This window comes from Nostoc sp. CALU 546, from assembly GCF_048836525.1.
On the sequence record NZ_JAWJTF010000116.1, the window covers coordinates 14929 to 30235 of the forward strand.

Consider the following 15307-nt stretch of genomic DNA (forward strand, 5'->3'; position numbering starts at 1 on the left):
GGCATATTATATAGCAGGAGGCAGAAGGCAGGAGGTAAAAGTATTACTATTCCTAGCCTTGGGGTTTTCAAAATGTCCTAACCTATGTGGCTACGGCTATATTTATTCACACCCATCTACTTATAAGCCCCGAAATAAACTTATGGGAATTATTAATTATTAATTTTTAATTCGGAGCAAAGGGACGCGACTTGCATTTATAGCGTATATCAAAGAAAAATTTTGTATCTTATTGCCAGATTTTTTGGGAATTAATGTCCATAATAAAAGCACTCTACCTCTAATCCAAGAGAGTAAAAAATCTCTGTAGAGGATCTTTTATCGAAAACCGCCTCAATCACGCTTCGACACATTAATGCATAATGTGAGCTATTTGTATAGTGCTTAAATCCTAGTAGAATATTTTCGCAAATCTAAGTAGGAAGATAGATGGAAGTTTCTGGACGCAACATCAATTACTCACTGAATCCTCTTCCCCCTCTTGAAGATTTTCCCGTCCTTCAAACTGAAAAATATATCCTACGGCTGGCATCAACCAAAGAAGAATTAGAATCAATTTTTCGGTTGCGCTTTGAAGTTTTTAATCTTGAACTGGGTTTAGGATTCTCTACTTCTAACTTTACCCAGATGGATATAGATAAGTTTGATGCAGTTTGCCATCATTTAATCTTGATTTCCAAACAAACGGGTAAAACCATTGGAACTTATCGGATGCAAACTTATATAATGGCTTCTCAAAGACTAGGCTTTGATGCTGCCGATATATTTAATCTTAATGCGATTCCCACTTCTGTGCTTCAGGCATCAGTTGAGGTTGGGCGGACATGTATAGCTAAAGAATATCGCAATAGTCAGGCACTTTTACTACTCTGGGAAGGGCTAGCAAATTATCTCATCTGGAGTAAAAACCAATATTTCTTTGGCTGTGCATCATTACTAACACAAAGTCCCTGGCAAGCTACTTGCGCTTATGATTATTTTCGGCAGAATGGCTTGATGCATCCAAGTATTTTAGTTTATCCAAATTCACAATTTTGTCTAGAACTGCCTCAAAATTGTTTAGATTCATATACTGTTGAGATTCCTAAAATTTTGCAGGCATACTTGAACATTGGAGCGAAAATATGCAGCCTTCCAGCTATTGATCGGCAGTTTAAGACTATTGATTTTTTAACTATATCTAATATTGCAGACTTTGTCAGATGGCGCTATCCAAATCCTCTCAAAAAACCCTTACCACTGAGGATTTTTCAAGATTAATTCTACTGCTGCCGTGTTATCCAATGGACGCGAGAAAAAATATCCTTGTCCACATTCACAGTTCAAGTTTCTCAGAAATGCTAGCTGCTCTTTTGTCTCCACTCCTTCGGCAGTTACATCCATACCTAATTTGTGTGCCAGTGTAATAATTGTCTCAATAATTTCTAAATTCTTGCCATTACCATCTATTGGGCTGACAAAAGAACGGTCAATCTTTAACACACTAATCGGAAAGTTATGGAGACGACCTAATGAAGAGTAGCCTGTACCGAAATCATCGATTGATAACTCAATGCCCATCTTCCGAAGTTCTGAGAGGGCGGCATTTGCCTCATCGCCATTTTCTAGAATTGCACTTTCAGTAATTTCTAACATGAGACTGCCAGCATCAAGACCAGTCGAGTGTAAAATTTCCCCAATCTGTTCAATCAAATCCGGTTGAGAAAATTGCTTGACTGAGAGATTGACGCTGATTTTTTCTAATGAGTTTATCCGATGGCTCAACCGCCAATTTTGCATTTGGCGGCACGCTTCATGTAGTGCCCAATAGCCAATCTTGACAATCAGTCCGGTTTCTTCTGCTAGGGGGATAAAATCTGTTGGACAAATCAAACCACGCTCAGGATGTTGCCAGCGCAGCAGAGCCTCAAAGCCTAAAATTCTGCCATTAGTGAGGGAAACAATCGGTTGATAATAAAGCTGAAACTCGTGGCGTTCGATCGCTCGCCGTAGATCGTTCTCTAACTGCAATCTGACCAGAGCGTTAGTATACATCTCTGGGTTGAATACTTCATAGCGGGCTTTGCCCAGCACTTTGGCTCGGTACATAGCCGTATCAGCGTCTCTTAGCAAGTTTTCTGGTTGGTCATAGTCTACTGTCGAACTCAGAGCGATGCCAATACTTGCTGTTGTAAATACTTCTTGCCCATCAAGCTCAAGGGGTAATGTCAGTTCTTGTTGAATTCGTTCAGCTACTTTGATGGCATCTGAGAGACTCTGGATTTCGTCAAGCAGGATTGTAAATTCGTCTCCCCCAAGCCGTGCGGCTGTATCCGTAGAGCGTACACATACTTCTAATCTATTGGCAATAGCAATTAGAAATTGGTCTCCTTTTAGGTGTCCTAAACTGTCATTGATCACCTTAAACCGATCTAGGTCGAGAAATAGCACAGCAAATAAATAATTTTCCTGCTGCTTGGCTCGCTGGAGTGTGTTTTTTAAGCGCTCTATAAAGAAAGCTCGGTTGGGTAGACCTGTCAGTGCATCGTGAAACGCATTATGTCGTAACTGTTCTTCTGCCTGCTTACGCTCGTTAATTTCAGCTTCTAACTGCCTGTTAGCCTCTAATATTCCAGCAAATGACTCTTGTAATTGAGTAGCCATTTGATTATGAGCCTGAGCAAGAACTCTTAGTTCGTTGATACCCTCTACTGTAACGGTTTGGTCTAACTTCCCATTGGCGATTTCCTTAGAGGCAACGCTCAAACAGAGAATTGGTTCAGTAATCCAATGAGAAGTAATCACTCCTATGACTGTAGCTATTATCAAAGCTCCGAAACACAGCAAAATAGTGGTTCGGGTGTTGGCTTGAATATGCTCCATAAAGTCGGCTTCTGGAACCACCACGATAATCACCCAATTTAGTCCACAGTCGGCTGCAAAGGGCATTAACTGTACGAATTGCCGCTTATGATCAATTTCAAATTCTAGCTGTTGGCTAGAATAAATGTTTCTAAAGTTACCAAATTGTGATTGCAAATACTGTGTTGTCAGATGAGTGATCCGATCGCTACTGGCGATCGCTCTGAGCCGTTTAGATGTCTTTTTTCCTCCCTCATAACTTAGGATAAATGGTTGCTCTGCGGTTGAAGTTGCTACCAACTCTCCAGAATGCTCGACAATAAACGTCTTTCCTGAGCGACCAATCTTTAAACTGTGCAAAAACTCACTCAGTTGCGAAAGAGATAAGGTTGCATTTGTCACCCCAAGCAAAGCACCTTTCTGGTCATAAAGAGGTTGGGTTGCACTAAATGCTAGACCTGATGAAGAGAAATATGAATAAATTTCTGTGCAAGTAGTTTTACCTGCTTTGATGGCATTTGTATACCAGGGGCGAGTACGAGGATCAAAGGTTTGGTTAATTTGAAGTAACTTGACAATATTACCTTGATTGTCAGTGGTGTAAACGTGGTAATTATTACCTGTAGATTGATCTCTTTTTCGGATGACTAGCGAACCATCCCTAAAGCGATCAACCGAATGAATTTCTCCTTGTGTAGTTGCAAAAGCGATCGGGCTTAAGGGCTTGAATAACTGCATTTGATGCCATAAATGGCGTTCTAAACTTTTTGTATCTTTTAAACTTAACTCACCAATATGGACAGAATTGGCGTTAATCTGAGTGACGAGTTGGGGTATCTCTATATAATCGGTGACATGTTGATGAATCCGAGTCGTAAGTTCATTTTGCAACTGAGTAGCAACATCATTAACAGCTTTCTGACCATTTTTTAATGATAAGAATGCTGTTAAGCCTACAGCAGCAGAGATTTGCAGGACGAAAGGCACCACAAGAGCTACACGGAGTGGCATCCTCAATAACCCTTTTGGAATCGAACGCAAGAAATTCTGCTGTGACATCTGTGCGATCTTAACCTCTAATAGCTTAAAAGCAAGAGTTTATCTTCTTGCCAAGGGAGTATTCTCAATCTGCTGATACAGCTACTTTAAACTGCTACCTCGAATTCTGATCAGTTAACAATACTAAGTGGCGATCGCTAAATGCACTATAGCTGTGGATTAGCCTTACCACAGATGCGGCTACACTTGGTGTATTTTACACTCCATCGATATCTTGGTTTTAAAATTAAGTCCAGTTTTGCGGGATTTGATACAACCTTGCTCATTTGTTTTTGTAGTTAATAAAGAAGAGGTGTTAATTGCCAATCTTCCCAATTAAATTAAAGTACGGTTGGCGATGTTTAACAAATAGACTCCGCTTGAAGTCTTGGCGATGTCTACTACGGGTGTAGCTGAGACACCTCATCCAGTCCACTTAATTAGATGATTTGAGAAAAATTTTAGGAAAACCACTTATGCGCCATCTCAAATTTGCTCCGAGTTGGTTGCGATTTTTAATTATTTTTTTATTGACGATGAGTATATTGTTTCGCTTTTTTAACCTTGATGGTAAAGTTTACTCTCATGATGAAACTTATACCTCATTGCGGATTTCTGGTTACACAATTGATGAAGCAAAACAGCGACTTTTTAATAATCGCGTCATTGGCGGAGAAAGTTTTGCCCCGTTTCAAGGTGTAAATCCAGAAAAAAGCTTAAATGACACAATCATGACTTTGGCAAAAGAAGATTCTTACCATCCACCGCTTTATTACATCATAGCCAGATTGTGGATGGAGATATTTGGTAATTCGGTGACGGCGATTAGAAGTTTATCTGCCTGTATCAGTTTACTAGTTTTCCCTTGTGTTTATTGGTTATGCCGAGAATTATTTAATGTGCCGTTATCGGTTCCTGGTGTAGCGATCGCACTCATGGCAATTTCTCCAATTCATCTAGTATACGCTCAAGAAGCACAAGAATATATTCTTTGGTTAGTCACAATCTTACTATCTAGTGCGTCTCTGCTGCGAGCTATACGGCTAGAAGATGAGGTAGCAAAAAAACGACAACGACCAGATTTATTTGCTATTTGGAGCATTTATGCAGTAACTTTAGCCATCAGTCTTTATACATTTCTTTGGAGTGCATTTATAGCAGTGGCTCACGGAATTTATGTGTTCATCACTGCCAAGTTTCAGTTTACTGGAATTGTCAGAACTTATCTGCTAGCATCACTAGTAGCTTTTTTAGCCTTCATGCCTTGGATAACAGTTGTAATCGGTGACTTTTTTCAGTTTTTGATTTCAGGAGATAAAACAACCACGCAGTCATCTGTCATATCTGTATTTCCATTTTTAATGATGCAGTTAAGCCGAATTTTTTTTGATATAAATCTGAGTTCAGAAAATTCTCTAAGCTATTTAATTACACTAATTTTTTTAACTTTAGTAGGATATTCACTTTATTTTCTTTGTCGAACAACTAACTATAAAGTCTGGTCTTTTATCATCACATTGATTATAGTACCAACGCTACCTCTAATACTGCCAGATTTAATTACTGGAGGTATACGATCATCTCCTGAACCGTATTTAATACCATCTTATGTAGGAATCCAAGTAGCTGTTGCTTATCTACTAGCTACGCAACTATATAATGGGAGCGTGGCACGCCGGAGCATTTGGCACATAATCATGGCATTAGTGATTATTTGTGGTCTGATTTCTTATAAGGCGAGTTCTCAAGCAGAAACTTGGTGGAATAAGAGGATGAATTATGGCAATACACAAGTTGCCCAAATTATCAATCAGAGTAATCGTCCACTTTTGATTAGTGATGCTTTGGGTAATAATTATGGGAATGTCTTTTCTCTGAGCTATCTTTTGGAACCAAAAGTGCGATTTCTATTGGTGAACAACCAAAAAACTCTCAAAATTCCTGATGGTTTCACGGATATATTTTTATTCAATCCTTCAGAGAGTCGGCGCGAAACAATAGAAAAAAAGTATAAATTAAAAACAGATATTATTTATGGAGATAAGTATTATGCGGTCTGGAAATTGGTTAAAAATCGTAATTTGCGCCGACGTAACTCACCTAATAATAAATTAACTGCGAGTTTATGAATAAGAATTCAGAATTCAGGATTCAGAATTCAGTAGTATAGGAATCATATTTTATTTATAATAAAATTTCAATGGTTTTGTGTCTCAATGGTTTTGTGATAGTGCTGTACTTTATCCACTAACATACCCTACGTGTATTTCAAAAATAGAATACTATTACTATATTAGGACTTACGCACTGTACAACTTAATCATGGTATGCATATACGAAAATGGGTCGTTTCAGCCTTTTATTAATCGTTCTTCGATGGTCATCTGTAGGGGTTTAGCAATGCTAAACCCCTACGACAGACGTGCTTTTTCAAAGAACCCATATTTGGTATTTTCTGTCAATGCGTAAGTCCTATATATGTATAAATTATTGTGATATTTAATTATGCGGCATCTTAAACTTACTCAAAATAAGTTGCGTTTTCTGATTGTCGTTATATTAATGATTGGTATATTTTTTCGCTTTTTTAACATTGACAGCAAAGTTTATTGGCATGATGAGACTTTCACTTCATTGCGGATTTCTGGTTATACGGCAAATGAAGCAAGGCAGCAAATATTTAATGGCCAGATAATTAATAAGCAAAGTTTTGCCAAATTCCAAAGTCCAAATATCGAGAAAGGCTTAAGTGACACAATTAAGTCTTTGGAAACAGAAGATCCACAGCATCCACCACTGTATTATGTAATCGCTCGGTTTTGGGTGCAAATATTTGGTAATTCGGTGACGGTAATCAGAAGTTTATCTGCTTTGATTAGCTTGTTGATTTTTCCGAGTATTTACTGGCTATGTCGAGAATTATTTAAAGCATCGGCATGGGTATCGGAGGTTGCGATCGCACTTATGGCAATCTCTCCTATTCACCTAGTATACGCCCAAGAAGCACGAGAATATATTCTCTGGATAGTGACTATATTACTATGCAGTGCCTCGTTGCTACGAGCATTACGCCTAGAATCAAAAAACAAAGCACAACGCATATTAACTTGGGGAATCTATGCAGTCACTTTGGCGCTCAGTCTTTATACATTTTTGTTGACTGGATTTGTAGCAATTGCTCATGGAATTTATGTAATTGCCACTGCCAGATTTAGGTTGAATCGGACAGTGAAAGCTTATCTATTAGCATCTTTAACAGGATTTTTTGCCTTCATACCTTGGATTCTAATTGTGATAGATAACTTTTTGCAATTTGACAGTTCAACAACCTGGACAAAAATGCAAGTTCCCTTAGAGATTTTAATTAAATCTTGGTTTTTACAGTTGAGCCGGATTTTTCTTGATTTAAACTTTGGGTTTGAAAATTCGTTTAGCTATGTAATTACGCCAGCTTTTTTAATTTTTATTGGACATTCTATTTATTTTCTGTGTCGAACAACTAACTATAAAGTCTGGTTATTTGTCGTAACTTTAATTATGATTCCGGCATTACCTTTAGTGCTACCAGATGTAATTTTTGGGGGTATACGCTCACTTTCCGAACGTTATTTATTGCCTTCTTACTTGGGAATTCAACTAGCTGTTGCTTACCTACTTGCTACACAGCTACACAGTGAGAGTCTTGTACGCCGGAGAATCTGGCAAACAATGATGGGACTAGTGATTATTTGTGGGCTAGTTTCTTATGGAGTGAATTCCCAGGCAGAAACTTGGTGGAGTAAGGTTATTAGTTATGGTAATCCACAAGTTGCGAAAATTATCAATCAGGTTGATCGTCCACTTTTAATTAGTGATGATTCTGGTATTAATTATGGGAATATCTTTTCTCTCAGCTATCTTTTGCAGTCAAAAGTGCAGTTTCAATTAGTAAAAGACCAAACTATCTCTAATATTCCTGATGAGTTCACTGATATTTTTTTACTAAATCCCTCAGATATATGGCGCAAGCAAATAGAAGCAAATTACAAGTATAAAACAAATGTTGTGTATGGTGACAATCATTACTTGCTTTGGAAAGTAGAAAATCTTCACTCATTGCATCAGAATTAGAAGCATATCATATAAAAATTCAGATTTGGGAAACTTTCATTGCGCTTACATCTACTTTTGGCTCAAATAAAATTCGTGGTTTTAGCAAAAGTTTAAATAGCAATAACAACGAATATAATTCTCCTGGTGCATTTTGTTGCTTCCACTGTCCCGGACGACAAAAGAGGATTTCTATAAGTCGGCGATGTTGATTTAAGCTTACTGATTGAAACCTAACACGCACCGTGGAAAATTCATCTTTAAATCCAGTACTAACAACCTCACCAGTCAACTTTAAACTCTCTTCTACAATTTCTATATCTATTGGCTGATTAGTAAATAAATAGGCAGGTAACTTTTGATTTAGAGCAATTTCAACACCTGCTTCAGAAATCATTGTAGTCACACCCCACAAATTTTGATCGCCAACTCTTAGCTGCACTATTCGCCGCAAGTCAAACCATTCATACATATCTGCTTTCGGCGCATCTAGTAAAATTAATAGGGTAATACCAATCATTATTAAGTTATAAACACTCCATATCCAACCTAAATTTATACCTGTATTATGTTGTGTAGTTTCGGATGCAATATCCAGATTTAGCCATAAGCTAACGGCAGTAGCGATAAACAAAATTATCAACGGTAGGGCTAAATTCCAATTGAAAATATAGCGATTCTTAACCATACCCTTGGGTGTAACTTGAAATCCTTTTGCAAAAGGATTAATCATCACTTGAATAGTATTTACTGCTAAAGGAAAACATATTATTAGTGAATAAATATCTGATAGCAAAGCTGAACAAGAACGATAATTTAGCCAAGAAAATGTTGCTAAGTTTACTGAATAGTAAGGTAATAAAAAAAATAACAATTCTGCTCCTGTTGAACGGATAGGAATCACAGCGAAAAATGAATATGCTAATGGGATAAGTAAAAAATAAACACGCGAAATATTACCAAACCAATATAGCAATCCAGCTAAAGAAGCTAACCTTTGCATGAGGGTTAGCCCAGAAATTTTTAAAGGATTAGATTTAATAAATAGCGCTTGGAGTGTACCTTGTCCCCACCTTAATCTTTGGGTTGCATAGCCGACAATATTTTCTGCTGCTAAACCAGCACTTAATTTTTCATTTAAATAAATCAAACGATATCCTTGAGCAGTTAAGCGAATTCCGGTAAAATAATCTTCACTCAAAGACTCAGTTACAAAACCTCCAATCTGATCTAAAGCACTTCTGCGAACGACAAAGGATGTACCAGCACAAATCGCACTACCTGAAGAATCACGACTTGTTTGAATTTGACGATGAAATACTTCTGCTTCATGGGTGAGAACATTCTCTAAGCCTAAATTACGGGCTATAGGATCAGCATTATAAAAGCTTTGAGGCGTTTGTACAAGGGCAACTTTTTCATCTTGAAAAAAGCCAATAGTGCGGATGAGAAAGTTACTTGTGGGGACAAAATCAGCATCAAAAACTACAATTAATTCTCCATTGGTTTTAGCGATCGCATGATTCAAGTTACCAGCTTTCGCATAACTGTTATCAGGTCGCGTCATATAGTTACAACCTAATTCTTCTGCCAATTCTCTCATTTCTGAACGATTGGTATCATCCAAAAGATAGATTGTTTTATTTGCGTAATCTAGCGCTTGACAACCCATAATTGTCCGCCGTAAGATAAAAACTGGTTCGTTATAGGTTGGTATTAAAATATCAACAGATAGTACAAAGCTACCACTAATTACAGCTAGTGATTTCACGTCTGCTTCGCGGTGACGTTCTTTGATATTCAACATGAACAATAGCTGTATAGTAGTATTGAGTAGCATTAATATCTCTGCAAAATATAACCCCAGGCTAAATACTCCATTCAACGGATCTACTAAATTTAAGGTGGATAGCGATCGCCACAGAATATACCGCAAAGTTAAAATGATTAAAATTCCCACTATTAAGCGTTGCGACCAAATCCGGGGTTGTGGGGAGATTTTCATCACCACAAACACAGTTAGCAATAATCCGACAGTGGGTAGTAGTAGATATTTACTATCTATTCTTGGCGCTTCTAACCACATTGGTGGGTGCATTTGCCAGTAATTGATTTGAGCAAAAATTCCACTAATTTTATCTTCACCAGCAAACCATCCTACTACGATGATGCCAGATAAGAAAAAAACGCCTAATAAAATTAGCGTTGCTGTGTGGAATCGAATAACTCTCTTGGAAACAGTATTTTGAGGTGGTTTGTAGCTAAACTTTGATCCTGACATTTCGCCCTTTTTCACCTAAAACTATTCTGCAAAAAAAGCATTTCACCCGATTTTTGTGACGTATTTAAAAAAATGTAACAAAATATTTACAATAATACTTTATATTAAAAAATATTGCCATGTATTTAAGAATACATAAATTATTCTTGACTAAAGTTCTAGTCTTTTATAAGATATTCAAATATTTGATTGATTAAAATCAGTTAAAAATAAAAAAGATAAATATTAAACAGATTCTTATCTGAAATTAATTTAAGTGATGGTACGATGTCTTAAATTGTCCTTTGAGATGAATTCAATGATTCATTGAAAGGTGTTGTATGCAATTAACAGATTTTCTTGGTCTTGTACATCCAGCGATCGCAATCATATTCGTGTTTCCACTCATCGGTACAGTAGTTAATTTTGCTTGGCAAACACGCCAACGCAGACTACAAACTCTAGCCGGGAGTAAGAGCAAAATTCCACCAGTGGTGGGTACAGAACATAAGCAGTTAGGCGAATGGCTAACAAGTGCAGTTGTTGGATTAACTTTAATCGGATTAAGCTATCCTATTGGCAAAAATATTCTCAAAAATCAATTGTGGAATCAAACACCTTTTCAAGTTGTTTTTATACTGTTAATATTTGCTGCAACCATCGCCTCTTTAGTATTCCTGTTTCGGGCAAAGCAGCGGGTGTGGCGGGCAATTTTTGCAACTTTAACTGGTGCAGGTTTAGTAATTTTAGGCTGCCAAGATGGAGTATATCGTCGCACTAATGAGTGGTACTGGTCACATTATTATATTGGTATTACCGCAGCACTGCTGATGATTTTTTCATTAGCGATTGTTCAAGATATTTATCAAGATAAATCCAATCGCTGGCGTACCATACATACCATTTTAAACTGTATTGCTTTATTGCTATTTATTGGACAAGGTATGACAGGGACACGAGACTTATTAGAAATTCCCTTGAGTTGGCAAGAAACCTACATTTATCAATGTGATTTTGCTAATAAAACTTGTCCAACGCCAAACCCTCAAGTAGCAAAATAGGCGGGGGAGTGAGGGATGTGAGAGAGCAGGGGGAGCAGGGGGAGCAGGGGAAGCAGAGGAGAGTAATTAATAACCAATGCCCCTCAAGAGTGCTGAGTCATGAGTGCTGAGTGCTGAGTGAGGAATCTCACTTTTTTACTCAGAACTCGGAACTGTTTTGCTCAATGCCCAACTCTTATTTGCCTAATCATTGTAGTGGCAGAGTCACAATTACTGTTGTCCCAATACCCTGCTCACTTTCTAATTGAATATGACCGCTATGTAGTTCTACACATTTTTTCACTATAGTAAGTCCTAATCCTGTTCCTTGAATTACACCTACATTACTAGCGCGATAGAAGGTTTTAAATAGATGGCTTTGGTCTTTGAGAGGAATACCCATCCCCTGATCTTTGATCTGGAAAGTTGCAAGGCGATCTTTGCAAATCAAATCAAACCAAATAGTACTATTCGGAGGGGAATATTTGATGGCATTAGAAATCAAATTGGTTAAGATACAATTTAGTAAGTCCTCATCCATTTGAGCTTGGGTAGATTCCCCTTGAAAAGTAAATTTAATGCTGTGATGACTACCTGCATTAATTTGAAGAATATCTGTGAGTTCGCTACAGAAATTTTCTAAATTTAAAAGTGTAGGTTTGTATTCAAGTTTGGCTGCTTCCGTTTTACTCAAGAATAATATTTCATCCAAAAGATGAAGCATCTGATTAATAGCATTTTGTATTCGATCAAAATATTTAGTTTTGCGACCATCAGTTAGTTTATCACTGTTGTATTCAAGGATATCCACAGCCGTCCGAATCGTAGTCATAGGGGTGCGAAACTCGTGGGAAACCATTGCTACAAAGTTCGACTTTAATTCGTTGAGTTCCTGTTCCTTTGCCAGCGCTTGACGGGTGCGTTCTTCACTCTCCCGTAGTTGGTTGAGAATTTCGCTTCTTTCAATGGCATAACGAATGGCACGCACTAACCTTTGTATAGTCATTTGATCTTTAACTAGATAGTCTTGTGCGCCTTCTGCCAATGCTTGTAGTGCTAAATCTTCATCATCAAGGCCTGTTAATACCACAACTGGGATATCTGGTACTGCTGCCCGAAATTCTTTCAATGTGTCCAGTCCAATAGAGTCTGGGAGGCTGAGGTCTAACAAAACTAGGTCGAATCTTCGTTGCCTTCGACTCGTTATCTGAGAATTCTTAAGGGTGGACGCGGAGTTTTCCCTGCTAACATCTATTGCCTCAGATAGGCGTTCAACATGTAACATCTGCCATTGTTCTTGATCTGCATGTAAAAATATCCGGCGTAGCAGATGAGCATCACTGGCACTATCTTCTACTAATAGAATGTGAATTGTGAGCTTTTCCATAGTGCAGGGTTATATCAATTTGTTAGATAATCACCTGATTTGCTATTTGTTAGACAGAGCTTAATTCTATTGATCGCACTTTCACCATCCTCAACCCAATGCAAGTTATTAGGGATTTGAGCATTTAAAAAGCCTTTGATGGTTAGGTTAGCATCACTAGAAGAGTCTTCAACTAGCAAAACTTCAATGGGTCGCAATGCCTGATGATGAATCATGCAGTTATCAGAATGTTATTAAGCAGGTGCAAAGTATATATACTAAAGATACCTTAATTTGCGTTGAGGGTAAGATAAAATACTGTTCCTATGCCCGGTTCTGACTCAGCCCAGATGCGACCACCATGCCGCTCGACGATTTTTTTGCAGCTTGCTGTTCCAGACGAATAGCTTCTTGAAGCATACCCCAAACCAACTATAATCGCGATTTGGCGAAAAAGACCATCTGTTAATGCTATCTGCTGTTGCAATAAAGTTTTTTCTTCATCGTCCATTGCCTGGAGTTGTTCGCGGATATCTATGCTCCGATCTGCGATCGCTATTTGAGTTGATTGATCTAAACGTTCTTGCCCAACCAAATCAATGGATTGCCAAGCAGTATTACGTATAAAAAGTACAGTGTTGTTACGTAGATTTGATTATTATGTTTATGCTGATGGATGTATTGGGGTTTCGGATTGCGAAACCTGTAGTAAGCTACGCTAACGCACCTATGTAGGGATGATGCAGTTTTTGACACAAAAAAATGAGTGGATAATTGTGGTTCTTACACCATGTATCCACTCGTTTTTTACTGTATTAGAGTTACAACTTTCTTGTTAACATTTGGGAAAGTTCAAACTGATTAACGTGACTCAGTTCCCTGATTGGGGCTACCTGCTACAGAATCTTCTCCTGGTGCTTCTGGAGTAGCAGTGGATTTAGCATCACTCTTTTCAGCATCGCCAGTTTTGCGAATACTTTCATCTATGGGCGTTTGGTAGCCACCAGAAGCAGTAGGTGTAGCTTCTTGATTATTAGATTTTGGTTTTTGTTGTTCAGCCATGACTACATTCCTAATCATTTATTCTTGAGATGATCTTAAGAAAATAAGGTATGTGAGTGTATCTATCCAAAATCTAGTTATGGCTGATTAGTCCCTATGTCGGAAGTATTGTTTTGTACTACTCATGTATTTTCCGAGTCACCTTTTTTAGTGCCGTAAGAGAGAAATCCTTTAGTCTTTTGGACTACCTGATACCGCCATCTACTTCCCAATGCCACAACTCATTTAGTAGGATTCCTATAGTCGAATAGTTCAGTTTATAAAGTTAGCATACACAAACGATATAAATTGATCACTATCTCTTTAACAATTTTTGAAGTAAATTGGTCATGAATGCTGAGGTGGTTATTCGTTTTAGAAAGAGAAACTGGAGCAAACACTCCACAGTATAAATGAAAGGTTATTAAAACATGGATTTTATTAATCAAGCACAGAAGTTGGCAGATACGGTTAGAGATAAAGCTCAAGAAGCAGCCAACAATGTAGTAAATGGGATGGATGAGGTAGTTGATGGAATCAAGAACGCTACTAGTGAGATGACTACTTCAAGTATCAATGCAGTTAATGATTTACAAAATTTGTCAACCATCGCAGCACAGTCAGGTTTTCAAACTGTTCAAAATGTTAGTAAAACATTTCAACAAAATGCTGTTGGAGTTGCCGCATCTAGTATGGTTATGGCTGATGCTTTGCAAAATTTACCAAAGACAGCTGCGGAATTAGCCCAAGAGATGCCCAAGATTGCAAATAGGCTGAGATATCGTGCTGGTGTTCGCGTGGGAGACTTACCTCGCTCTGATGCAGATGTCATGAAGCTTTTTGATAAAATTCCTGGTACATCAAAGTTTGGAGGTAAAGAATATACAATTCGTCAATTTCTTAGAGATAAGCATGGTAGCCACATCAATCCACGTTCTAAAGGTGGATCGAATGCTGCTGATAATATCCTTTGGGAAGTAGGTGTTGACAATCTCCGCCGAGGTGCCAAAGTAATGACCGTTGGCGAACAGTTTTATATTCGGGTTTATAATGCGGTAGATTCTATTGTCAGCAATTCTGGAACAATCGCCAAACTTGGCATTACTGCAACAGGAACAGCTATTCTCACCCAGGTTATAGTAACGGCAATTTCCTACTCTTTGGATCTTTATCGGGGTGATATTACTGTTGAAGAGTATAAAAATCTAGTTTTGGAAGCAGCAAAGGCAGCAGGTATTGCAACACCAATTGTTTTTTTGGTTTTGGTGGCTGTGTTAGCTTTATTTCCAGAATTTACAGTCATTTTGTCGGCACCAGTTGTTGTCGCAGGTTTCAATGCTTTATTTGGTATTAGTATTGCTACACCCATCATTCAATCGCTAGTTCGTCATGTCGAAGCTGGAGGTTTTGGGATAGAAACTGCTGATGCTTACAAGAGTGCGTTTGATGGTTCTGCGCCCTGAATTTACATTTAGGGACTCGCGCCAAAATAAAGTACCAGTTGAAAACCCTAAATCCATCATAAAACGGTAAAACCTGATTGGTATATCGGTACATTATTTAATTGCAAGTCCCTTACAGCAGTTTTCATGTATTTGAACCACATCTATCGTAGGGGCACAGCATTGCTCA

The 15307-nt window shown here is 38.0% G+C and carries 11 protein-coding genes; 5 read left to right on the plus strand and 6 right to left on the minus strand.

Annotated elements, in window-relative coordinates; all coding sequences use genetic code 11:
* The first annotated feature begins 429 nt into the window (after positions 1 to 429).
* Positions 430 to 1260 carry a GNAT family N-acetyltransferase gene (locus RRG12_RS35995; protein ID WP_420762522.1) on the plus strand — a complete coding sequence of 277 codons (831 nt, stop codon included), beginning with the start codon at positions 430 to 432 and terminating at the stop codon, positions 1258 to 1260.
* Here RRG12_RS35995 and RRG12_RS36000 read toward each other — a convergent pair.
* A complete protein-coding gene (locus RRG12_RS36000; RefSeq protein WP_420762523.1) occupies positions 1234 to 3852 on the minus strand; it encodes a bifunctional diguanylate cyclase/phosphodiesterase in 2619 nt (872 codons plus the stop codon). The genes RRG12_RS35995 and RRG12_RS36000 overlap by 27 nt on opposite strands.
* Positions 3853 to 4355: 503 nt before the next feature.
* Here RRG12_RS36000 and RRG12_RS36005 point away from each other — a divergent pair.
* Positions 4356 to 6008 carry a glycosyltransferase family 39 protein gene (locus RRG12_RS36005; protein ID WP_420762524.1) on the plus strand — a complete coding sequence of 551 codons (1653 nt, stop codon included), beginning with the start codon at positions 4356 to 4358 and terminating at the stop codon, positions 6006 to 6008.
* 376 nt (positions 6009 to 6384) lie between these two features.
* Complete coding sequence (locus RRG12_RS36010; RefSeq protein WP_420762525.1) at positions 6385 to 7989, plus strand: glycosyltransferase family 39 protein; 1605 nt, start codon at positions 6385 to 6387, stop codon at positions 7987 to 7989.
* Positions 7990 to 8008: 19 nt separating this feature from the next.
* On the opposite strand, the gene RRG12_RS36015 is transcribed toward RRG12_RS36010, so the two are convergent.
* On the minus strand, positions 8009 to 10249 hold the full coding sequence (locus RRG12_RS36015; RefSeq protein WP_420762526.1) for a glycosyltransferase: 2241 nt from the start codon (positions 10247 to 10249) through the stop codon (positions 8009 to 8011).
* Positions 10250 to 10569: 320 nt separating this feature from the next.
* Between RRG12_RS36015 and RRG12_RS36020 the strand changes: the two genes are divergently transcribed.
* Positions 10570 to 11289, plus strand: coding sequence for a DUF4079 domain-containing protein (locus tag RRG12_RS36020; RefSeq protein WP_069073032.1), 720 nt, complete (start codon positions 10570 to 10572; stop codon positions 11287 to 11289).
* A gap of 187 nt (positions 11290 to 11476) precedes the next feature.
* On the opposite strand, the gene RRG12_RS36025 is transcribed toward RRG12_RS36020, so the two are convergent.
* The 4 genes from RRG12_RS36025 to RRG12_RS36040 all read right to left on the minus strand — a co-directional run bounded on the left by RRG12_RS36025 (position 11477) and on the right by RRG12_RS36040 (position 13696).
* A complete protein-coding gene (locus RRG12_RS36025; RefSeq protein ID WP_069073033.1) occupies positions 11477 to 12655 on the minus strand; it encodes a hybrid sensor histidine kinase/response regulator in 1179 nt (392 codons plus the stop codon).
* A gap of 14 nt (positions 12656 to 12669) precedes the next feature.
* Positions 12670 to 12870: a hypothetical protein gene (locus tag RRG12_RS36030; RefSeq protein WP_069073034.1), complete on the minus strand. Its 201-nt coding sequence runs from the start codon at positions 12868 to 12870 to the stop codon at positions 12670 to 12672.
* 53 nt (positions 12871 to 12923) lie between these two features.
* Complete coding sequence (locus tag RRG12_RS36035; protein ID WP_420762527.1) at positions 12924 to 13229, minus strand: ATP-binding protein; 306 nt, start codon at positions 13227 to 13229, stop codon at positions 12924 to 12926.
* Positions 13230 to 13495: 266 nt separating this feature from the next.
* The gene (locus RRG12_RS36040; protein ID WP_069073036.1) at positions 13496 to 13696 is read right to left on the minus strand and encodes a hypothetical protein; all 201 of its coding nucleotides are present in this window, start codon (positions 13694 to 13696) and stop codon (positions 13496 to 13498) included.
* 410 nt (positions 13697 to 14106) lie between these two features.
* Here RRG12_RS36040 and RRG12_RS36045 point away from each other — a divergent pair, with 410 nt between their 5' ends.
* Complete coding sequence (locus RRG12_RS36045) at positions 14107 to 15138, plus strand: HNH endonuclease (RefSeq protein WP_420762528.1); 1032 nt, start codon at positions 14107 to 14109, stop codon at positions 15136 to 15138.
* The last annotated feature ends 169 nt before the right edge of the window (positions 15139 to 15307 follow it).